20 protein-coding genes are annotated in these 21257 nt (G+C 42.3%); 10 read left to right on the top strand and 10 right to left on the bottom strand.

What is annotated here, in order from left to right; genetic code table 11:
• The 7 genes from ACXAH9_RS02225 to panB form a co-directional block, all read right to left on the bottom strand.
• Entirely contained in the window at positions 1–828 is an 828-nt protein-coding gene (locus ACXAH9_RS02225) for an SDR family NAD(P)-dependent oxidoreductase (RefSeq protein WP_474893255.1), read from the bottom strand.
• Positions 825–1508 (bottom strand): histidine phosphatase family protein, encoded by a 684-nt coding sequence (locus ACXAH9_RS02220; protein ID WP_474893254.1) that lies wholly within the window; start codon positions 1506–1508, stop codon positions 825–827. The genes ACXAH9_RS02225 and ACXAH9_RS02220 overlap by 4 nt, the downstream gene beginning before the upstream one ends.
• A gap of 2 nt (positions 1509–1510) precedes the next feature.
• The gene (locus tag ACXAH9_RS02215; RefSeq protein WP_474893253.1) at positions 1511–2557 is read right to left on the bottom strand and encodes a phosphotransferase family protein; all 1047 of its coding nucleotides are present in this window, start codon (positions 2555–2557) and stop codon (positions 1511–1513) included.
• Between the two features lie 2 nt (positions 2558–2559).
• Entirely contained in the window at positions 2560–3726 is a 1167-nt protein-coding gene (locus ACXAH9_RS02210; RefSeq protein ID WP_474893252.1) for an acyl-CoA dehydrogenase family protein, read from the bottom strand.
• A 66-nt stretch (positions 3727–3792) separates the two neighbouring features.
• Positions 3793–4554 carry an SDR family oxidoreductase gene (locus tag ACXAH9_RS02205; RefSeq protein WP_474893251.1) on the bottom strand — a complete coding sequence of 254 codons (762 nt, stop codon included), beginning with the start codon at positions 4552–4554 and terminating at the stop codon, positions 3793–3795.
• A 156-nt stretch (positions 4555–4710) separates the two neighbouring features.
• Positions 4711–6927, bottom strand: coding sequence for an NADP-dependent isocitrate dehydrogenase (locus tag ACXAH9_RS02200; RefSeq protein WP_474893250.1), 2217 nt, complete (start codon positions 6925–6927; stop codon positions 4711–4713).
• A gap of 26 nt (positions 6928–6953) precedes the next feature.
• The gene (gene panB / locus ACXAH9_RS02195) at positions 6954–7769 is read right to left on the bottom strand and encodes a 3-methyl-2-oxobutanoate hydroxymethyltransferase (RefSeq protein ID WP_474893249.1); all 816 of its coding nucleotides are present in this window, start codon (positions 7767–7769) and stop codon (positions 6954–6956) included.
• 109 nt (positions 7770–7878) lie between these two features.
• Between panB and ACXAH9_RS02190 the strand changes: the two genes are divergently transcribed.
• A complete protein-coding gene (locus ACXAH9_RS02190) occupies positions 7879–8331 on the top strand; it encodes a hypothetical protein (RefSeq protein ID WP_474893248.1) in 453 nt (150 codons plus the stop codon).
• 78 nt (positions 8332–8409) lie between these two features.
• Positions 8410–9375: an NAD(P)H-dependent flavin oxidoreductase gene (locus ACXAH9_RS02185; RefSeq protein WP_474893247.1), complete on the top strand. Its 966-nt coding sequence runs from the start codon at positions 8410–8412 to the stop codon at positions 9373–9375.
• On the opposite strand, the gene ACXAH9_RS02180 is transcribed toward ACXAH9_RS02185, so the two are convergent.
• Positions 9372–9929 (bottom strand): thioredoxin family protein, encoded by a 558-nt coding sequence (locus tag ACXAH9_RS02180; RefSeq protein WP_474893246.1) that lies wholly within the window; start codon positions 9927–9929, stop codon positions 9372–9374. The two genes, ACXAH9_RS02185 and ACXAH9_RS02180, sit on opposite strands and share 4 nt — an antisense overlap.
• A gap of 54 nt (positions 9930–9983) precedes the next feature.
• Here ACXAH9_RS02180 and ACXAH9_RS02175 point away from each other — a divergent pair, with 54 nt between their 5' ends.
• Entirely contained in the window at positions 9984–11630 is a 1647-nt protein-coding gene (locus ACXAH9_RS02175; protein WP_474893245.1) for an amidohydrolase family protein, read from the top strand.
• 5 nt (positions 11631–11635) lie between these two features.
• The gene (locus ACXAH9_RS02170; protein ID WP_474893244.1) at positions 11636–12613 is read left to right on the top strand and encodes a tetratricopeptide repeat protein; all 978 of its coding nucleotides are present in this window, start codon (positions 11636–11638) and stop codon (positions 12611–12613) included.
• Here the strand turns inward: ACXAH9_RS02170 and ACXAH9_RS02165 are convergent.
• The gene (locus ACXAH9_RS02165; protein WP_474893243.1) at positions 12582–13517 is read right to left on the bottom strand and encodes a glycerophosphodiester phosphodiesterase; all 936 of its coding nucleotides are present in this window, start codon (positions 13515–13517) and stop codon (positions 12582–12584) included. The two genes, ACXAH9_RS02170 and ACXAH9_RS02165, sit on opposite strands and share 32 nt — an antisense overlap.
• A gap of 40 nt (positions 13518–13557) precedes the next feature.
• Complete coding sequence (aspS, locus tag ACXAH9_RS02160) at positions 13558–15324, bottom strand: aspartate--tRNA ligase (RefSeq protein ID WP_474893242.1); 1767 nt, start codon at positions 15322–15324, stop codon at positions 13558–13560.
• Between the two features lie 84 nt (positions 15325–15408).
• Between aspS and ACXAH9_RS02155 the strand changes: the two genes are divergently transcribed.
• The 6 genes from ACXAH9_RS02155 to hisC all read left to right on the top strand — a co-directional run bounded on the left by ACXAH9_RS02155 (position 15409) and on the right by hisC (position 21232).
• The gene (locus ACXAH9_RS02155; protein ID WP_474893241.1) at positions 15409–15960 is read left to right on the top strand and encodes a hypothetical protein; all 552 of its coding nucleotides are present in this window, start codon (positions 15409–15411) and stop codon (positions 15958–15960) included.
• On the top strand, positions 15960–16412 hold the full coding sequence (locus ACXAH9_RS02150; RefSeq protein WP_474893240.1) for a nucleoside deaminase: 453 nt from the start codon (positions 15960–15962) through the stop codon (positions 16410–16412). The genes ACXAH9_RS02155 and ACXAH9_RS02150 overlap by 1 nt, the downstream gene beginning before the upstream one ends.
• A 63-nt stretch (positions 16413–16475) precedes the next feature.
• Entirely contained in the window at positions 16476–17075 is a 600-nt protein-coding gene (locus ACXAH9_RS02145) for a superoxide dismutase (protein WP_474893239.1), read from the top strand.
• A gap of 294 nt (positions 17076–17369) precedes the next feature.
• Entirely contained in the window at positions 17370–18227 is an 858-nt protein-coding gene (hisG, locus tag ACXAH9_RS02140; protein WP_474893238.1) for an ATP phosphoribosyltransferase, read from the top strand.
• A 44-nt stretch (positions 18228–18271) separates the two neighbouring features.
• Positions 18272–19549, top strand: coding sequence for a histidinol dehydrogenase (gene hisD, locus ACXAH9_RS02135; protein WP_474893237.1), 1278 nt, complete (start codon positions 18272–18274; stop codon positions 19547–19549).
• A gap of 75 nt (positions 19550–19624) precedes the next feature.
• Entirely contained in the window at positions 19625–21232 is a 1608-nt protein-coding gene (gene hisC / locus ACXAH9_RS02130) for a histidinol-phosphate transaminase (protein WP_474893236.1), read from the top strand.
• Positions 21233–21257 lie beyond the last annotated feature (25 nt).

Raw genomic sequence — 21257 nt, 5'->3', positions numbered from 1 at the left:
TCAACGCTTTAGGAACTTCTCCAGCATCTTTTCAAATTTTCGGGAAACCAATGAAGAGAACCATTTTTTGAAAAAGTAAGCTCTCCTTGCTTCCTTGGGGTGAATGACGTGGAATTTACCGTTTGCAGCATGTTCCAAAACAATTTGCGCCATTTCTTCTGCATTGGTAGTAGAGTGGTGCATTTGTTTTTCCGCAAAGTGCACAAATGCCTGAGAGCCTTGTGCCTGGCTCATGATATTAGTCTTGAAAAAGGTGGGTGTAACAACACTCACGTGGATATTCTTTGATTTCAGTTCGTGATATAGTGTCTCGGAGAGGGCATACACGCCGGCTTTTGACACATTGTAAGCGGACATGCCCGGGGCATTCATAAAGCCTGCAGCACTTCCAATATTGATGATTGTTCCATTAGATTGTTCGATCATCCAGGGGACGAAATAATGACAACCATAATACACACCCATCAGGTTGATTCGAATCATTCGCTCCCATAGATCCGGTTTGTAATTCTGAAAGAACTCTCCATCCCCGAAACCTGCATTATTGATAACTAAATCTATTTGAGAGGTATTTTTCCTGATCGCTTCTACGGTTCGTTCGTAGGATAATTTATTGCTTACATCCAATTCAAAAGTGTGTAATTCTTTGGCTCCATCCAGTGTGGCTCTCAGTTCTTCAAGCGAGGCGATGTTAATATCTGAGAGGTATAGAGACCATTCATTTTCAGCCAGCAATCTTGCAAATGAAGCACCCAGACCTGAGGCCGCTCCGGTGATGAAAGCTGTTTTGTTTGGATACTTTTTATTCAGTTTTTTCAAAATAGTCATCGATAAGTAATTAGGCTGCTATCATGATCCAGGTGGCTATAATCATTATATGTACTTAATGAAAGTCTGTTCTTTCCAACGAGTATTTTGGTAACGCTGCTGTTTACTAACCTTCCCTGCAATTCGACAAATTGTTCGTCTTGCAGAGATAAGAGATGAATCAAAATCACTGAAATAGGGCCACCAGAAGTAAATACCCAGGCGTTTTCTCCGCTATTCAATTGATCAGCTAATTCTTTCAGTGCATTCCAGCTATTCTCTTTGAATAATTGCCATTCCAGAGCGTATTCCTTCTCGCCTTTGATCCAGTCAGCAATGGAATTGTTAAGTATCTGCTGCAAGGACCGCATGGGATTTTCTTGTTGTTTTAAATGATCACCAATTGCACTGTAATCTGTGAAACGGGGATTGTGCTTGATCAGCAATTCCATATGGTCATATTCGTTCCAACGATCATCCACAGAAAATGGTAATCTTAATCCAAAGCTTTCCAAACAGTGATCTGCTGATTTTCTATGTCTGACCAGAGAGCCACTTTTGATTTTCGATACGGATTGATTTCGTTCCTTCAGTGCATTGCCTAGTAGTTGAGCTTGTTTTGCTCCAAGATCTGAAAGCTGGTCATAATCTTCTTTGAGAAAACCTGCCTGACCATGACGAATTAAGTAGATCACTCCCATAGCTATCGCTTTTTCTTGATTACGTTTTCACAGGTTTTAATTAGATAGATAGAAATCATCCAGAAATTCTTAAATGCTTTATTCCGTGTAAATCCTTTAGAATATCGATAATAAATCTGCTGGGCAATTCCTGCCAGTCTAAACAACCCATACACACGATAGAAACGAAAATCATCGATAGGTAAGCCGGACTTTTCAGCATAATAATCGATAATCTCCTGTCTTTTCATCATTCCCTGCGCGTTGCTTGGTTGGCGTCTCATCGATTTGATAAAAAAGTTATCATCATCATGCACCCAATAGGCCAGGCTGCTTCCCAGGTCCATTAGTGGATCTCCAATAGCTGCTAACTCCCAATCTAACACTCCAACGATGTTTGCAGGATCGTTTGGATCAAGTACCACATTATCTAAGCGAAAGTCATTATGAATGATGCACAGGCGCTCCTCTGTTGGCATGTTTTGCTCCAGCCATCTCATCACCTTTTTTCCGGATGGCACATTCCAGGTTTTTGCATCTGTGTAGCGTTTGCTCCATCCGGAAATTTGTCTCTCTACATACCCCTCACCTTTTCCCAGGTCATCCAGGCCATGTTTCTCATAATCCACCTGATGTAGCTCAATCATTTTATCCAAAAAAGACAGACAAAGCTCTTTCACTATATCAGGTCTCCAATTCACCTCTCGAGGTAAGTTTTTTCTGGGGATCATTCCTTCCAATCGTTCCATCAAGTAAAAGGTGGACCCTAGCACTTCTTCATCCTCACATACAGCGATCATCTCCGGGACATAGGAGAAATGTGCCTTTAATTTCTTTTGAAGATAATATTCCCGCGGCATGTTATGCGCTCCTGCAGCTTTTTTCCCCAAAGGAGCTCTGCGCAGGATCAGGTCTTGATTCTCAAACTGCAGACGATAGGTCCAGTTGGAGGCACCCCCTGAGAATTGAGTGACCTTGGGATTTCCTTCCAAGCCTTGCATGTGCTCATTGATCCATGGAAGCAGTCGATTCATTTCCAATTCCTCGCCGGGTCGCTGCTCCTTTTCCATGTTTATGAAAGGTATTTTTTAAACTCCAATCGGGAGATCATTCGGCGGTGAACTTCATCAGGACCATCCGCCAGCCGTAGCGCCCTGGCCTGAATAAAAAAGCTGGTCAGTGGAAAATCATCTGAAAGGCCGGCTCCTCCGTGAATCTGCATGGCCATATCAGTCACTTGCTGTAATACATTTGGAGCAACCACCTTGATGGCAGAAATTTCAGTCATGCTTTCCTTAACTCCCACCTGGTCTATTTTCCAGGCAGCATAGTGTGTTAGCAACCTGGCCTGATCAATATCAATGCGCGCTTTCGCAAACCGTTCGGAGTTTCCACCGAGCTGCGCCAGTAATTTTCCAAATGCCTGACGGGTGCCACTCCGAATAATTGCAAGCTCCAGAGCTCTCTCTGCCGCACCAATACAACGCATGCAGTGATGAATTCTTCCGGGTCCCAACCTGCCCTGAGCAATCGCAAAACCGGCACCAAAATCCTGGATGAGATTTTCCCTAGGTATCCGAACATTTTTAAAATGCACCTCCCCATGCCCGGCCGGTGGATCGTACGCTCCGAATGTGGTTAGCATACGCTTAATTTTTACACCGGGGGTATCCAGCGGTACTATCACCATGCTGTGTTGCTGGTGCTTGTTCTCAGAACCTTTCGTCTTCCCCATCACAATGGCCACTTTCGCATCTGGGTGTCCCAGCCCTGTAGACCACCACTTTTTTCCGCTAATGATAATTTCGTCCCCATCCGGTTCGATAGAGGTTTCAATATTGGTCGCATCTGAGGAAGCTACATCCGGCTCGGTCATGCAGAAGACGGATTTTATTTCACCTTCCAGCAATGGAGTAAGCCATTGCGCTTTTTGCTCCTCACTTCCAAAATGATAGAGCACTTCCATATTCCCGGTATCGGGTGCATTGCAATTAAATATCTCTGCAGAGTTGTACACTCGTCCCATCTCTTCCGCAAGGGGAGCGTATTCAAGCACACTCAGACCCTGTCCTAACTCTGGGTCTGGTAAGAAGAGATTCCAGAGTCCTGCTTCTTTGGCCTTACTTTTTAGGTCTTCAAGCTGTGGGTGCTCAGTCCACCTTTGCCATTTACCATCGGCATTGTGCTCCTTATGGTATTCAATGTATTCCCTTTCGAAGGGAAATACATGCTCCTTCATAAAGGCTTTTAATTTTTCAAGATATTCCTGAGATCGTTGGGATGGTTGAAAATTCATATTGAATGACTAAAACTTTCGAAGCATTTTGGTAGTCATAAATGGCATCATGAGCTTAAAGAAATACCAGGGCCAAAATGGAACGTAGGTATTCGCTTTTTCTCTGTTGATTGCTTTTACAAGAAGTTTTGATCCTTTATTCAAACTGATAATAAAAGGTGGCTTTTTACCTATATTATCTGTCATTTCAGACTCTATATAGCCAGGAAAAATGGACGATACTTTTATGGGTTTTTTTAATACATCAATTCGGACGCCTTCTGCCAGACTTTTAAGTCCTGCTTTGGTTGCAGCATAAACGGTCATCGCAAACGGATAACCTCTGAAGGCAGACATAGATGAAATAGCTACCAGGTGCCCATGATTTTGCTCCCTGAAAATTTCCATTGCAGCCTCCATCTGACTGATTGCTCCACAGAAATTAGTGACGGCAGTTTGCATGTTCGCTTCAGCATGTCCTTTGCCCAATGATGCACCTTTTCCCATCCCAGCATTAACAATCACCCGATCCAGCTGTTCTCCAACGTCATGAAAATCCTGATTGAACCCTTTGAAAACATCGAAAACCTGTTGGGCATTGGTCACATCCAATGATCGCAGAAAGACTTTGCAATCGGGATTGATTTCATGAAGTTCTTTTTTCAACGCCTCCAGGTTTTCAACTCTTCGTGCACACAAGGCCAGGTTGCATCCTTGTTTCGCAAACTCCTTTGCCATGCCTTTTCCCAGGCCAGAGCTTGCACCCGTTATCAGTATGTTTTTTCGCTTCAATTTGATCGCTTTTGAGAATGTCTCTCAAAATAATTCTTAATATCAACATTTCAATGATACAGGAATATTATTCACATGTATAATGATTCATAATGACTAAAAACAAAAAAATCCTCTTCATGATGAAGAGGATTTGATCTCATGTTGAATATCTATTTAAATAGAATCAATGATCTGATTTAAACTTTGACTTGGACGCATCGCGCCTGTTGCCTTTTCTTCATTTGGCTGATAGTATCCACCTATGTTTACAGGATCCCCTTGTGCGGCAAGTAGCTCTTCGTTGATTTTATCCTCATTAGCAGCTAATTGTCTGTAGACATCTTCAAAAGCTGCTTTTAACTCAGCATCTTCATCCTGATTAGCCAACATCTCCGCCCAGTACATTGCAAGATAGAAATGACTACCTCGATTGTCAATTTCATTCACCTTTCTGGATGGAGACTTGTTTTCCTCCAGTAATTTAGATGTGGCATTATCCAATGCTTCACCTAACACTTTCGCACGCTTATTGTCATACTTTTCACCTAGATGATCGAGCGATACTGCTAAAGCTAAAAACTCTCCCAATGAATCCCATCTGAGGTGACCTTCCTCCACAAACTGCTGGACGTGCTTAGGAGCTGATCCGCCAGCCCCTGTTTCAAATAGCCCTCCGCCATTCATCAGAGGAACGATTGAAAGCATTTTGGCACTGGTTCCCACTTCCAAAATCGGGAAAAGGTCTGTCAGATAATCTCTAAGAACATTCCCGGTTACTGAGATGGTATCCTGGCCTTTTCTTATTCTATCTACTGAAAACTTGGTAGCCTCCACTGGAGACATAATGTGAATTTCCAGACCTGAAGTATCGTGATCCTTCAAATAGGTTTCTACTTTTTTAATCAGCTCAGCATCATGAGCTCTGTTTTTATCTAACCAGAAAACAGCAGGAGATCCTGTTGCTCTGGCTCGGTTCACTGCCAGCTTCACCCAATCCTGGATTGGTGCATCTTTTACCTGGCACATTCGGAAAATATCTCCGGTGTGTACCTCTTGTTCAAGAAGCACATTTCCATCTGCATCCACCACATGAACTTTCCCAGGCTTATCAAACTGGAATGTTTTATCATGCGAACCGTACTCTTCTGCTTTCTGCGCCATCAAACCAACGTTTGGTACACTTCCCATGGTAGTAGGGTCATAAGCTCCGTTCTTTTTACAGTCATCAATCACTGCCTGGTAAACACCAGCATATGAGCGATCCGGAATGACCGCTTTTGCATCCTGCGTTTTGTTGTCTTTATTCCACATCTGACCCGATGTTCGGATCATCGCTGGCATAGATGCATCAATGATTACATCACTTGGCACATGTAGGTTGGTGATTCCTTTGTCGGAATTTACCATTGCCAATGCAGGACGAGTTTCATACAGCTTTTCAATGTCCCCCTCGATCTCTTTTCTTTTCGCCTCTTCCAGCGATTGAATCTTATTATAAACATCCCCGATTCCACTGGTAGGGTCAACACCTAATTCTTTGAACAGGTCAGCATGCTTTTCAAATACATCTTTGTAATACACCTCTACAGCTGCGCCAAAGATGATCGGATCTGAGACCTTCATCATGGTGGCTTTCATGTGTAGTGAGAAAAGAATGTTTTTTTCCTTGGCGTCCTCAATCTCCTTCTCGATGAATGACTTCAGCTTGAACATATTCATCACAGAGGCATCAATGACCTCACCTGCCTGGATCGGAAAGCTTCGCTTTAAGTCTACAGTTTCTCCATCCTGACCATGGAATTTGATTTTCACATGTGTTTCATTCGCAACAGTGGTAGATTTTTCACTTCCATAAAAATCTCCTTCACTCATGCTCGCCACATGTGATTTAGAATCGGCACTCCACTCACCCATGGAATGAGGGAATTTTCTCGCAAAGTTTTTTACTGCTTTTGGTGCTCTTCGATCTGAGTTACCTTCCCTTAGCACTGGGTTTACCGCACTGCCTTTAACCTTATCGTATCGCGCCTTAATGTCCTTCTCCTCATCGGTTTTTGGCTCTACTGGGTAGTCTGGCAAAGGATACCCCTGAGATTGAAGCTCTTTAATAGCAGCGAGTAGCTGAGGAATGGAGGCACTAATATTCGGAAGTTTAATAATGTTGGCTTCAGGCGTTTTTGCGATTTCCCCTAATTCTGTAAGTGCATCCCCAATCCTTTGATCTTCAGATAGGAATTCAGGAAAAACGGCAATAATCCTCCCTGCTAAGGATATATCTCTTGTTTCGACTTCTACGCCAGCTTTACCGGCATACGCCTGTATGATTGGTAGTAAAGATTTCGTTGCTAAAGCGGGTGCTTCGTCGGTATGTGTGTAAATAATCTTCGCCATTGATTTTTCTCTTTTTTAAATAAGGTTTAGTAACTCTCTTTTTCGTTGGGGAATTTTTGGGATTTAATGTCGGAAACGTAGTTTTCAAAAGCCTCACTCATGATCTTATTCAGATCTGCATACTGGCGTAAAAAACGTGGCTTGAAGTCTTGGGTGATGCCAAGCATGTCATGAACTACAAGTACCTGACCATCCGTATAAGGACCTGCTCCTATGCCTATCGTTGGGATGGAGATAGATTCGGAAACTTTCTTAGCGAGTTTGGAAGGTATCTTTTCCAATACAATTGCAAAACAACCCAGTTCCTCAAGAATTTTTGCATCTTCTATGAGTTTTTGAGCTTCCGCTTCTTCCTTGGCCCGTACAGTATAGGTTCCAAACTTATAAATGGATTGAGGAGTCAATCCCAGATGTCCCATTACAGGGATACCTGCAGAAAGCACACGAGTGATGCTCTCTTTAATTTCCACGCCACCTTCCATTTTTACCGCATGACCTCCCGATTCCTTCATGATACGGATACAAGACCGTAATGCCTCAGATGAGCTGCCCTGGTAACTACCAAAAGGTACGTCTACGACCACAAGTGCTCGATTAACAGCTTTCACCACAGAGGTAGCATGCCAGATCATATGATCCAGGGTGATGGGAAGTGTGGTTTCATTTCCGGCCATTACATTGGAGGCGCTATCACCAACCAATATGACATCTACTCCGGATTGGTCAATGATTTTAGCCATGGAGTAGTCATAAGCTGTTAACATTGATATTTTCTCCCCTTTGGCTTTCATTTCCTGAAGCTGATGGGTGGTTACGATTTTAACTTTTCCTTGTATACTCATGGCGTAAAAATGGATGCGCAATTTACTAAATCACGGATGGACTATAAAATGCACTAATTAGGTGTGGCATTTTATTTGATATAAATTGGAAACATTAATTCAATTGACAATGAAATTACTTTCCGTACTTTTTGTGTTTCTCGCAGCACTAATGTCTAACTGTCAGGAGCAAGTACAAAGTTCAGAAATCATCCAAATTGAATTTGGGACTAGTTTTGGCATGTGTGCGGGCTATTGTACCCAAACATTAACTATAACAGAGGGAGAAATTTCCAAAACAGTGACCCCTCGAATGGATCAGAACCTTACGGAAAAGACTTGCGGTGCTTCCTTTGATGGTTACGGCTCACTTACATCAAAAGTGAATCTTGTTGCATTTATGGGTCTTGAAGAAATCATTGGTTGTCCGGATTGTGCTGATGGTGGGGCGGAGTGGATAAAAATTACCACTCCGGAAGGGTCAAAGAAAGTGACTTATGAGTTTGAAAAAGAGCCAGATGCTTTAAAGTCTTTCATTGGTGATTTAAGAAAACTTTATGATCAATTAGGTAAATGTGAGTAGCCATCTACAATGTTCTCCCCTTACAGGCTAAATTGCCCTTCAATAATTTTTTAATGTATAAATTCCTAAATCCAAGCGATGAAAGCTCCATTCATTTCTGAATTGCAATTGCCTGTAGTAGCAGCACCTATGTTCCTCATTTCAGGACCTAAGTTGGTCATCGAATGCTGTAAAAATGGGATCGTTGGAACATTTCCGGCCTTAAATAATCGAACTTCAGAAGGGTTTGAGGAATGGTTGGTCGAGATTAAAGAAGAGCTATCTAAATGGGAAAAAGAAACTGGTAAGAAAGCAGCTCCATTTGGTGTAAACCTTATTGTGCACAAGACGAACCCAAGACTTGAGGCTGATCTGGAAATAGTTGTAAAACATAAGGTGCCTTTAGTAATCACCTCCTTAGGAGCGGTGACACAGCTTGTAGATGCGGTGCATAGTTATGGCGGTTTGGTCTTTCATGATGTAATCATGAAAAGACACGCTGAGAAAGCCGCTGAAGCAGGAGTTGATGGTTTGATTTTAGTATGTGCGGGAGCTGGTGGTCATGCAGGAACATTGAATCCAATGCCGTTTGTCGGAGAGGTTAGAGAATTCTTTGATAAGACCATTTTACTATCAGGTTGTATATCTACCGGAAGGGATGTCGCTTCATCCATACAAATGGGGGCGGATTTGGCCTATATGGGAACACGTTTTATTAATACGAAAGAAAGCGAAGCTCCGGAAGAGTACAGACAGATGATTATTAATGCAGGCGCCAGCGATATTGTTTATACAGCAGCTGTTTCTGGCGTTCATGCCAACTTTCTGAGGCCAAGTCTTGAAGCAATGGGAATCACCGAAGAAATGTGGAAGCAGAGCGCTAAAGTTGATTTTGGAGAAGAGCTTTCAAACGATGAAGCCAAAGCGTGGAAAACCATCTGGTCAGCTGGTCAGGGAGTCACAAAAATTGATGATTCTCCTGCTGTCACTGAGTTGATTAAGAGGCTAAAGACTGAATTCAAGGAAGCGGTGACAGAACAATCTAAGCTACTCGAAAAGTATTAGCTCTTCCATTTAATGCTACAACCGATACTAGGCTTCTGATCTTCAAATATTGGCTCATCTTCCAGATGGGCCTCTAAAGCATTAACCAAATCATCACCAGTGACCGGTTCAGGATTGCCGGGGGTACTTGCATCAAACCTACCACGATAAATACACTTAAGATCCTCATCAAACAAAAAGAAATCGGGTGTACAGGCCGCCTGATAGGCTTTTGCAACTTCCTGACTTTCGTCTACAAGATAGGGGAAGCCGAATTCAAACTCTTCAGCCTGAGCCTTAAGTCCTTCTGGGGCATCTTCCGGGTAATCAGTTGGATCATTCGAACATATAGCCACAAACCCAACCTTTAAATCCATGTATTGGCGAGCAATCACAGCTATTTCCTCTTCAATATTCTTAACGTAAGGACAATGGGCACATATAAACATCACTACCACACCATATTCTTTCTTCACATCTTCCAGCGTAAAGTTTTTCCCAGAGATAACATCAGGTAAATTGAAATCAGGTGCTACTGCACCAAGAGGCATCATATTCGATTCTACTGCGGCCATACTAGTTATTTGATTATTTTTAAATCTAAGCTAAAAATTAATACATCGCGATTTATGAAAAAATTCCTTCTTATACTTATATCATTTATCACCATAGAGGCAACCGTGGCACAAATCACCCCTGCACCATCCAGAACCACTGGTGGCGGACCATATGATATGACTATTATCAGAGGAGCTACTGTCATTAACGGAAATGGTGCCCCACCTATTGGACCAGTCGATATTGTGATAGAAAAAAATAAGATTACGAACGTTCAGGTGGTAGGTTACCCTGGAGTAGAAATAAATCCAGACCGAAGACCAAAACTGGAAGGAAATGGAATAGAGATCGATGCAGAAGGCATGTATGTGCTTCCCGGATTTGTTGATATGCACGGACACATTGGGGGCACCAGTCAGGGTACTCCTGCAGAATATGTTTTCAAACTTTGGCTAGCACATGGGATTACTACTGTCAGAGACCCATCAGCTGGGAACGGGTTGGATTGGGTGCTGAGACACAAGACTCGTAGTAACAAAAATGAAATTGCAGCTCCCCGCATTCTTGCCTACACTTCATTCGGTCAAAACTTAGAGGACATTGAAGTTGTAAGAAATCTGCCTGGGGAAAGATCGGTTGGGATCGAAGTATTAAAAGGGCCTATCACCAATGCTGAAGAAGCCATCTCCTGGGTTCGAGCTAATTATCGAAGAGGTGCTGATGGCATTAAGTTCTTTGGAGCCTCACCAGAAGTGATGGCAGCTGCACTACAAGAAAATAAAAGATTAGGATTACGGTCTGCATGCCACCATGCCCAGCTAAATGTGGGCTGGTGGAACGTGCTAAACTCTGCTGAAGCCGGCCTTACGACTATGGAGCATTGGTACGGGTTGCCAGAAGCCTTGTTCGATGATCGAATCGTTCAGGATTATCCGGTTGATTACAATTATCAAAATGAGCAACATCGCTTTGGAGAAGCAGGAAAACTTTGGAGACAAGCGGCAGAACCTTACTCCGATAAATGGAATGAAGTAATGAACCGATTACTTGAATTGGATTTTACATTGGATCCTACATTCAACATATATGAAGCCAGTCGTGACCTTATGCGTTCGCGAAATGCCGATTGGCATAAAGACTATACACTCCCATCTCTTTGGAAATTTTACCAACCAAGCAAGGTGTCTCATGGGTCTTATTGGCACTTTTGGGGCACGGAGGAAGAGGTGGCCTGGAAGGAAAACTACAAACTCTGGATGACGTTTGTGAACGAATACAAAAACAGAGGAGGAAGAGTGACCACCGGATCTGACTCAGGTTTCATTTTTCAGCTCTATGGTTTTGCTTATATCCGTGAGCTGGAATTGCTGAGAGAGGCTGGATTTCATCCGCTTGAGGTTATCCGCTCAGCTACCTTGATGGGAGCTCAGGCACTTGGGGTGGAGAAGGAGATTGGCACAATCGAAAAAGGAAAATTGGCTGACCTGGTAATTGTAGAGGAGAATCCATTGGCTAATCTGAAAGTACTGTACGGAACAGGAGCGATCAAATTAACCGAAGACAATGAAGTCACCAGAGTCGGTGGCGTGAAGTATACCGTAAAGGATGGGGTGGTTTATGATGCAAAAGAACTGCTAGAGGATGTGAGAGAAATGGTGAAAGAGGCCAAAAACGGAGAAGAACTGAAACAACCTGGATACCCAAATTGGAAAGAGTAAATATCATGATATATAAATTCCTTTTAATACTTTTAATCACATTAATCAGCTGTCAATCGGGTAGCAATCGAGTAGACACTCAAGATCAAAAGCCTATTGCTCAAGCGAAAGACCCCACTAAAATCTACAACCTAATGGGCGAAGAGCTACCTCCCAAGCAATTAACGGAAGAGGCACGAGCTACACACGAGAAAAATCTCTATGAAGCCAGGTCCAATTATGAAGCTAATCCGGATAGCCTGGAACTTATCATCTGGTATGGTCGCAGATTGGCTTACCTGGGTAGATATTTAGAGGCCATTGATGTCTATACGGCAGGGTTAGAAAAATTTCCAACATCATACAAATTGCGCAGACACAGAGGTCATCGCTATATCACCACTCGCCAACTTGAAAAAGCAGTCAATGATTTTGAAATGGCAGCTTTTTACAGCGTGAATGTTGAAAATGCAATTGAGCCGGATGGATTGCCTAACAAGCTAAATAAGCCTCTTGGTAATGATAAATTCAATATTTGGTACCATTATGGATTGGCTCATTACCTCAATGGAAGGTATGACAAAGCGATTTCAGCGTACAAAAAATGCATGGAGTTTAGCGACAATGATGACTTGCTGAGCGCTACCTCCTATTGGCTATACATGACTTATAATAAAATTGGCAATGCAGAGCTAGCAGATCAGTTACTAGTAGCTATTGATGACAACATGGAAATCATTGAAAATGATGTTTATTTAGATCTCTTGCTGTTATTTAAAGGAGAGAAAAAAGCAGAAGCGTTATTAAAGCGTGCCTTTCCTGAAGATGGGAAAATCGATCCCACCCTTGGATATGGAATCGGTAACTGGTATCAGCAACAAGGAAATACGGAAAAAGCCAATGAAATTTTCCTGAGAATACTTGATAGTCCGAGCTGGGATGCTTTCGGATACCTGGCGGCAGAAGCCGAGCTTACTGCTGCATTTCCTGTCCCAGTCTCCTGATCTCGTTTCTCAGCTGGATAGCGACATTTGGATAATCCGTGATGATACCATCTACACCTGCATTTAGCATCTTGATCATATCCTCCCTGCTATTGACTGGATATGCGTGAACCTCATAGCCTTTTGCATGCATTTGAAAAACGCGTCGGGGGGAAAGTGTCTCCCACTGTGGGTTGATGGCTTTCATTCGGTTACTTTCCTTTGCTCGGCCCATATGTATTCTCGTCTCTAGGTAGAACGCAATCAATGGTGCTGAATCCTCCCCTACAATTAGAGCTTTTGTTTGAATGTAGGGATCCAGTTCATGCACTTCATCCAAATATTTAGGCTCATAGGATTGTAGAATGATCCAATCCTCTCCATTTTCTTCACTCATCACAACCTCCACCAGTTTTTCTGCAAAATCATGGTAGTGCGGATGATCCATGTGCTTAATCTCAATCAGCACAGTTACTTCACCATTAATCAAATCCAGCACCTCTTTCAAAGTAGGAATTCGCTGATCGGCATAATGTGAATCGTACCAGGAGCCTACATCAAATTGTTTGATTTCTTCTAGGGTATAATCATGCACATCCCCAGTGACCGGATTTCCTAATGTATCACGTGCAACACGATCCAGTCGTTGATCATGAAAAACAATGATCTCTTCATCTTTTGTATGACGAACATCCAGTTCTATTTGATCAACCCCAAGATCCAGAGCTTTTTCAAAAGCAGCCATGGTGTTTTCAGGAGCCAGACCAGATGCTCCCTTGTGAGCAATTATCTGAAACTCTTTCCCTTCCAGTCGGTCGATAGACGTACTGGCGAACAGGTTTCGATAAAACCATGGTTCGAATAAGGAGAATGCTCCAAACAAAATGAAAAAAGGCGCGGAGTAAAGAAGAAATTTCTTAGTCATCAGGTGTGATTATTTAACCGCAAAAGTTAGTAAAAAAGTACTAAATACTACTGTTTTTAGGTTCTACCAATTTCAACCCAAGTTCATCCAGCTGATCTTGGGATATCTTGCTTGGCGAATCGATCATGACATCTCGTCCTGAATTGTTCTTAGGAAATGCGATAAAATCACGGATACTTTGCTCTCCAGCCATGATTGCACACATTCTATCAAATCCATACGCGATACCTCCATGTGGTGGAGCGCCATATTCGAAAGCACCCATCAAAAAGCCAAACTGCTCTTCAGCTTCCTCTTTACTGAACCCTAAAACCTCAAACATTTTAGCCTGAAGCTCCCGATCATGAATACGAATAGATCCGCCACCTGCTTCCACTCCATTGATAACCATATCGTAAGCATTTGCCCTGATAGCTCCCGGATCTGAGTCTAGTTTGTCAACATCTTCTGGTTTTGGAGCAGTAAATGGGTGGTGCATTGCATGATATCGCTGGGTTTCTTCATCCCATTCCAGCAATGGAAAATCCAATACCCATGCAGCTGCTACTTTATTTTTATCTCTCAACCCAAGACGTTCGCCCATCTCAAGTCGAAGCTCATTGAGTGCTTTTCTTGTTTGATTGGTTTCTCCTGCCAGAATCAACATCAGGTCACCGGGCTTGGTACTAAACTTCTCAGCCCAACCTTTAAGTGCTTCCTGATCAAAGAATTTATCTACAGATGATTTGAAAGAACCGTCTTCGTTGTGTTTCACATAGACAAGCCCCTTGGCTCCAATCTGTGGTTTTTTCACAAAATCGGTTAAAGCATCTAGTTGCTTTCTGGAATAATCTGCACATCCTTCCGCATTAATCCCGACAACCAGTTCGGCACTATCAAATACCACAAACCCCTTGCCCTGAGCAAGGTCATTCAGCTCACAGAACTCCATTCCAAATCGCAGGTCAGGTTTATCAGAACCGTACTTAGTCATGGCTTCATCATAGCTTATTCGCTGGAAATCACCCAACTCAATGCCTTTAATTTCTTTATAAAGGAACTTGGTCATGCCTTCAAAAGTCTGAAGCACATCTTCCTGCTCCACAAAAGCCATTTCACAGTCAATCTGAGTAAACTCAGGCTGACGGTCTGCTCTCAGATCCTCATCACGGAAACACTTCACGATCTGAAAGTAACGATCCATGCCTGCTACCATCAAAAGCTGTTTAAATGTTTGTGGCGATTGAGGCAATGCATAAAATTCATTTTCATTCATGCGAGAAGGCACTACAAAATCACGGGCCCCTTCTGGTGTGGATTTGATGAGATAAGGAGTTTCTACCTCAACGAATGCCTCTTTATTTAAATACTCGCGCACCTTCTGCATCATAGTGTGTCGAAGCTGCAGCTTTTCTCTCACCGGATTTCTACGAATATCGAGATAGCGATATTTCATACGAAGATCTTCTCCTCCATCGGTCTCGTCCTCGATTGTAAAAGGAGGAACTTTAGAGCCATTTAGAACCTGAAACTCATTTACTCGAATCTCAATATCACCCGTCGGCATCTTATCGTTCTTTGAATAACGCTCTACAACCTCTCCTGTGGCTTTTACAACAAACTCCCGACCCACTTTCTTAGCCTGATCAATGATGGCCTGCTCTGTGACTCCCTCTTCAAAAATAAGCTGAGAAATTCCGTATCGATCCCTAAGATCTATCCATACCACGCCTCCTTTATCTCGTTGTTTTTGTACCCAGCCGGTTAGCGTAACGGTATTCCCAACATGTTCCGATCGTAATTCTCCACAAGTATGTGTGCGTAGCATAAAATTTCTTCCGTTTAAATCAAATGAGGCGCAAAGGTAGGCTTCTCAGCTGAAAATAGCGATCTACTTTATAGCTTTGAGGTCATGAAACAATACCTTTTTTTAAGTCTTCTCTCATTACCTCTTTTATTGGCTGCTCAAACGAAAATGATCACCCATAAAGTCAATGATGAAATTTCATATATGGTGCCAGAATCCTTTACTCTCATGAGCAAAGGTGATCGTATTGAAAAGTATGTTTCATCGCGTGAGCCACTGGCCATGCATGCTTCCATAGATGGAGAGATAAACTTTGGGGTGAACTGGAACCCTATGCAGTGGATGGATGGTGATGAACAAATGATCCATGACTTTTATAAAGCCAGCATCCTCAGCATGTTTAATGAGGTTGAGTTTATTCAGGATGAGATTAAAGAGGTAAACGGAAAAAAGTTTGTTGTTTTTGAATTTGTCTCCTTACTGAGCAGTGAAAACGCTTTTTCCAATACGTCTTCCCGAAACTATACATACATTCAATACACCTCATATAATGACCAGGTTTTACTATTCAATTTTGCCTGTAAGGCACGGTTAATGAGTCAGTGGCAGTCCATTGCAAATGAAATCATGAATAGTGTTAATGTGAAGGAGAAATAATGGGTCTTAGTATTTACAGTGACGAACATTTCATGAAGCAAGCCCTAAATGAGGCTGAAAAAGCTGCTGAAGAGGGTGAAGTACCCATTGGTGCAGTAGTAGTTTGTGAAAATAGAATTATTGCCAAAGATCATAATCGGGTAGAGCGACTCAATGATGCAACTGCACATGCAGAAATGCTGGCAATAACAGCTGCTCAGAATCATTTAGGATCTAAATACCTCAATGAATGTGCCTTGTTTGTGACACTGGAGCCCTGCAGTATGTGTGCTGGTGGACTTTTCTGGACTCAAATTGGCCGAATAGTTATAGGTGCTCTTGATAAGGAAAGAGGATTCTCCAATTATAGTAAAGACATCATTCATCCAAAGACGGATTTGAAGCTGGGAGTAATGGCAAATGAAAGTGAACTTTTAATTAAAGATTTTTTTAAAAAGCTCAGAGGCAACTAAACATCACTCATCCTTGTTATCTTCACAAATCATTTTTTAGAACCTAAAATAAATCACATAATTATGGCTTTTGAATTACCAAACCTACCCTATGCACACGATGCATTAGAACCACACATTGATGCAAAAACCATGGAAATACATCATGGTAAGCACCACGCAGGGTATGTATCAAAGTTAAATGCCGCTATTGAAGGAACTGATCTTGCCGGGAAATCTTTGGAAGATTTGGTGAAAAATCATTCTGATAATGGTGCGGTTAGAAATAATGGTGGTGGCCACTGGAACCACTCACTATTTTGGGAAGTGATGGCTCCAAACGGTGGCGGGGAGCCATCAGGAGCACTTGCCGATGCAATAAATTCAGCTTTTGGATCTTTTGATAAATTCAAAGAAGCATTCAGTAATGCTGCAGCTACACGATTTGGTAGTGGTTGGGCATGGCTTTGCAAAAAAGATGACGGCTCATTAGAAGTTTGCTCAACCCCAAATCAGGACAATCCTTTGATGCCGGATGCCGGATGCTCAGGCACTCCAATTCTAGGTTTGGATGTATGGGAACATGCCTATTACCTAAATTATCAAAACAGAAGACCAGACTACATCAATGCATTCTTTAATGTGATCAACTGGGATGCTGTGAGTGAGAAATTTGCAGGATAATTGATAATTAAATTTTCGATCTATATTTGCAATCAGAAATGAGAACGCAACAACTACATCATCATACACATCATACCCACTTCACCGAAGAGGTAAGAAGATGATGCTGTAGTTTTATAAAATAAACACTAAGGCCCGTCGGATTACCGTCGGGCCTTTTTTGTTGGTCACTACGTGACAGGAATTTAATGAGAATGAGAATCAGATAAACTACAATTGAACCAATAAAAAAATATCATTCCACCAAACAATCCCCCCTTTGGAGGGGATTAGGGGAGGTAAAACCAAACTAAAATGAATCAAGTACTGAAAATAGCTATACAAAAGAGTGGTAGACTCAACGAGAAAAGCATGGGCCTGCTCAAAGAGTGCGGAATCAAAATCAACAATGGTGGCAAGTTAATGTCTACGGCTTCCAATTTTCCTTTGGAAGTATTCTACCTCAGAGATGATGATATTCCGCAATATGTAGCAGAGGGTGTTGCTGATATTGGAATCGTTGGCGAAAATGAATTTCTGGAAAAAGATGAACAGGTTGATATCATTAACCGTCCTGGGTTTTCCAAATGCCGACTTTCACTGGCCGTTCGAAGAGAAGAAAAGTATAACGGCATTGAGTGGTTTGAAGGCAAGAAAATTGCAACCAGCTATCCGGTAATTCTGCGAAAGTTCTTAGAAGAAAAAGGAATCAATGCCACCATCGAGGAAATCAGCGGTAGTGTAGAAATAGCCCCGGGCATTGGTTTAGCTGAGGGCATATTCGATATTGTGAGTACCGGCAGCACACTATTGGCTAATGGTCTGAAAGAAGTGGAAGTGGTGCTGCGAAGTGAAGCTCTTTTAATTTCCAATCGAAATCTCAGCTCCGAACAGAAAGGATTACTAGATAAACTACTTTTCAGAATCGAGGCGGCAAAATCGGCGAAGCAGAACAAATACATTTTGCTCAATGCACCGAACGATAAACTGAAGGAGATTATTTCCTTGTTGCCAGGAATGAGAAGCCCTACCGTACTGCCACTTGCGGATGAAGGATGGAGCAGCGTGCATAGTGTAATCAAAGAGGATGATTTCTGGGAAGTCATCGACCAGCTAAAAGAAAAGGGAGCTGAAGGCATTTTAGTTTGTCCGATAGAAAAAATGATAGTTTAAAAATCCAATTTCCCCTTCTGGAGGGGGATAAAGGGGGAGGAAAAATGAAAACAATAAAATACCCACAAACATCTCAATGGCTATCGCTCTGCACGCGACCAACCTTTGATATTTCAGAGTTGGAAAACACGGTAAAAGGCATTTTAGCCGATGTAAGAGAGAGAGGAGATGAGGCTCTTCTTGAAATGGGGAAAAAGTTTGATGGCGTTGAGTTAGATACGCTAGAGATTAACCTAAATGATCAATCATTTGAAATAGATGAGAAGCTAGCAGAGGCAATAAAGATTGCAGGGAAGAACATTGAAACGTTCCACCTTTCGCAGAAAGAAGATGTGCTCAAAGTAGATACCATGGAAGGGGTCAGCTGCTGGCGCAAAAGTGTAGCGATTCAAAATGTTGGACTTTACATACCGGGAGGATCTGCTCCATTGTTTTCTACGCTACTAATGCTGGCAATCCCTGCTAAAATTGCAGGATGCAAAAACATTGTTGTTTGTACTCCACCTACAAAAAATGGAAAACTTAACGAAGTTATTGACTGGACGTGTCAGCTATTAGGAATTGAAAAAATCTATTTGACCGGAGGCGCTCAGGCAGTGGCGGCCATGACTTTTGGTACGGAAACCATTCCGAAAGTAGACAAGATCTTCGGTCCTGGAAATCAATATGTGACGGCTGCCAAACAACTTGCTCAGAATTACGGTGTAGCAATAGATATGCCTGCAGGACCCAGTGAGGTTTTGGTGATAGCTGACGACACAGCATATCCTGAATTTGTCGCAGCTGACCTGTTATCTCAAGCAGAGCACGGACCGGACAGCCAGGTGGTTTTAGTCAGTGATTCTGAAAAGCTCATTTCGGAGGTGAATGATGAAATCACAAAACAGGTCATAGACTTGCCAAGAAAAGATATTGCATTAAAGGCACTGAAAAACAGTCAATCGATTCTAGTGAAAGATTTAAATGAGGCAGTGGCCTTTAGTAATGCATATGCTCCTGAACACTTAATAATCGCTACCGAAAATGCCGAAGAACTAGGTGAGCAGATTACGATTGCCGGAAGTGTATTTCTAGGCAACTGGAGCTGTGAGAGTGCTGGAGATTACGCCAGCGGCACCAATCATACCCTACCTACCAATGGATATGCAAGAAACTATAGTGGGGTTTCTCTTGATAGCTTTGTGAAAAAGATTACGTTTCAAAAATTATCTAATGAGGGGATACAAAATCTTGGACCGGCTATTGAAAAAATGGCCGAAGCAGAGCAGCTGTACGCCCACAAGAATGCGGTGAGTTTGAGACTTAAACGATTAAAAGATTGAGGAATTTTAGATTGATTCGATTTACAATTCAATCGAAAAAAATCTACAATCCACAATTCAATAAATTGAAATGACATGTTCAACATAAATAAAATAACACGCGAAAACGTCAAGAAACTCAAGCCCTACTCCAGTGCGAGGGACGAGTTTGATGGCGTTGCTGAAGTATCCTTGGATGCCAACGAAAACCCATTTGGTTTTGGTTTAAATCGCTATCCGGATGGAACATTGAGTGCCTTGAAAGCAGCTATCGCTAAGTATCGGAATGTGGAGATCCCTCGATTAATCTTCGGCAATGGAAGCGATGAGTTGATAGACTTGCTCATTCGTGCTTTTTGTGAGCCGGATCAGGACAAAGTCATGGTCTTCCCTCCAACCTTTGGCATGTACAAAGTAGCAGCTGATGTAAATAATGTGGAGGTGATCGAAGAGTCTCTGACTGAAGATTTTCAAATAGACTTTGAAAAGCTACAACCAAAACTTACTGATGAGAACTTGAAGCTAATATGGATCTGCTCACCCAACAACCCAACGGGAAATTGCATCAACAAAGAAACCATCCTTTCCATCACTGCAGCATTCTCAGGCCTAGTGGTTGTAGATGAGGCATACATCGATTTCGGAGGAGAAAGCCTTGTGCAACAAGACATCTCCAACTTATTCATTCTCCAAACCTTTTCAAAATCGATGGGACTTGCCGGGGCAAGATTAGGTGTCGGGCTTGGGTCTTCAGAAGTGATTGATGTATTAAACAAAATCAAACCGCCTTACAACGTCAATACATTAACGCAAGAAAAAGCGATTGATGTGCTGAATAGGCCTGAGCTGATCAAGAAACAGGTTTCTATCTTGATTGAAGAGCGAGAAAAAATGGAGCAAACATTGAAGGACATTCCTTCAGTGAAAAAGATCTACCCTTCGGATGCCAACTTTCTATTAGTTGCTTTTGAAGATGCTCAAAAAACCTATGCAGACCTGAAGGCAAAAGGCATTGTGGTTCGTGATCGATCCGGTCAGGTGCCAGATACTTTACGAATCACGATTGGAACGCCATCTGAAAATCAACGACTCATTGCTGCTCTCAAAAAAGAAAATTATGAGGAAACAGGCAGAATTGGCCGATGCGTTCGTGCTACCTCAGAGACAAAAATTAAGATTGAAGTCAATCTTGATGATCCGTCTAATACGTCCATATCTACTGGAGTAGCATTTTTCGATCACATGCTGGATCAGATAGCAAGACATGGCGCTATCGGATTATATGTAGAGGTAGAAGGGGATATTGAAATCGATACACATCACACTATTGAGGATACAGCACTTGCCTTAGGTACCGCTTTTAATGATGCACTTAAGGATCGTAAAGGAATAGAGAGATACGGTTTCCTGCTCCCAATGGATGATTGTCTAGCACAGGTTGCGATCGATTTTGGTGGCCGACCGTGGCTGGAGTGGGATGCAACTTTTGATGCGACACATGTGGGAGAAATGCCAACAGAGATGGTTTCTCACTTCTTTAAGTCATTTTCAGATACAGCAAGATGTAATCTAAATGTGAAAGCGGAAGGTGAGAATGACCATCACAAAATCGAGTCGATATTCAAGGCATTCACCCGTGCCATTAAAATGGCTGTGAGAAAAGATGACAGTGGAGTGATGCCGAGTACGAAGGGAGTTCTTTAGAATTGATAATGAACAATTAATAATT

The sequence above is a fragment of the Ekhidna sp. ABH4_415 genome (genome assembly GCF_056161305.1).
The sequence above is the reverse complement of the archived record's forward strand: the minus strand, read 5'-3'. Positions and strand labels throughout refer to the sequence as shown.

Bases quoted from the DNA above. Each gene is read 5' to 3' on its own strand.
- hisG (WP_474893238.1), top strand. From the start codon at position 17,370: ATGAATCAAGTACTGAAAATAGCTATACAAAAGAGTGGTAGACTCAAC.
- ACXAH9_RS02170 (WP_474893244.1), top strand. From the start codon at position 11,636: ATGATATATAAATTCCTTTTAATACTTTTAATCACATTAATCAGCTGT.
- ACXAH9_RS02210 (WP_474893252.1), bottom strand. From the start codon at position 3,726: ATGAAGGAGCATGTATTTCCCTTCGAAAGGGAATACATTGAATACCAT.
- ACXAH9_RS02200 (WP_474893250.1), bottom strand. From the start codon at position 6,927: ATGGCGAAGATTATTTACACACATACCGACGAAGCACCCGCTTTAGCA.
- ACXAH9_RS02175 (WP_474893245.1), top strand. From the start codon at position 9,984: ATGAAAAAATTCCTTCTTATACTTATATCATTTATCACCATAGAGGCA.
- ACXAH9_RS02225 (WP_474893255.1), bottom strand. From the start codon at position 828: ATGACTATTTTGAAAAAACTGAATAAAAAGTATCCAAACAAAACAGCT.
- ACXAH9_RS02220 (WP_474893254.1), bottom strand. From the start codon at position 1,508: ATGGGAGTGATCTACTTAATTCGTCATGGTCAGGCAGGTTTTCTCAAA.
- aspS (WP_474893242.1), bottom strand. From the start codon at position 15,324: ATGCTACGCACACATACTTGTGGAGAATTACGATCGGAACATGTTGGG.
- ACXAH9_RS02155 (WP_474893241.1), top strand. From the start codon at position 15,409: ATGAAACAATACCTTTTTTTAAGTCTTCTCTCATTACCTCTTTTATTG.
- ACXAH9_RS02165 (WP_474893243.1), bottom strand. From the start codon at position 13,517: ATGACTAAGAAATTTCTTCTTTACTCCGCGCCTTTTTTCATTTTGTTT.
- ACXAH9_RS02180 (WP_474893246.1), bottom strand. From the start codon at position 9,929: ATGGCCGCAGTAGAATCGAATATGATGCCTCTTGGTGCAGTAGCACCT.
- hisC (WP_474893236.1), top strand. From the start codon at position 19,625: ATGTTCAACATAAATAAAATAACACGCGAAAACGTCAAGAAACTCAAG.
- ACXAH9_RS02215 (WP_474893253.1), bottom strand. From the start codon at position 2,557: ATGGAAAAGGAGCAGCGACCCGGCGAGGAATTGGAAATGAATCGACTG.
- panB (WP_474893249.1), bottom strand. From the start codon at position 7,769: ATGAGTATACAAGGAAAAGTTAAAATCGTAACCACCCATCAGCTTCAG.
- ACXAH9_RS02145 (WP_474893239.1), top strand. From the start codon at position 16,476: ATGGCTTTTGAATTACCAAACCTACCCTATGCACACGATGCATTAGAA.
- ACXAH9_RS02190 (WP_474893248.1), top strand. From the start codon at position 7,879: ATGAAATTACTTTCCGTACTTTTTGTGTTTCTCGCAGCACTAATGTCT.
- ACXAH9_RS02150 (WP_474893240.1), top strand. From the start codon at position 15,960: ATGGGTCTTAGTATTTACAGTGACGAACATTTCATGAAGCAAGCCCTA.
- ACXAH9_RS02185 (WP_474893247.1), top strand. From the start codon at position 8,410: ATGAAAGCTCCATTCATTTCTGAATTGCAATTGCCTGTAGTAGCAGCA.
- hisD (WP_474893237.1), top strand. From the start codon at position 18,272: ATGAAAACAATAAAATACCCACAAACATCTCAATGGCTATCGCTCTGC.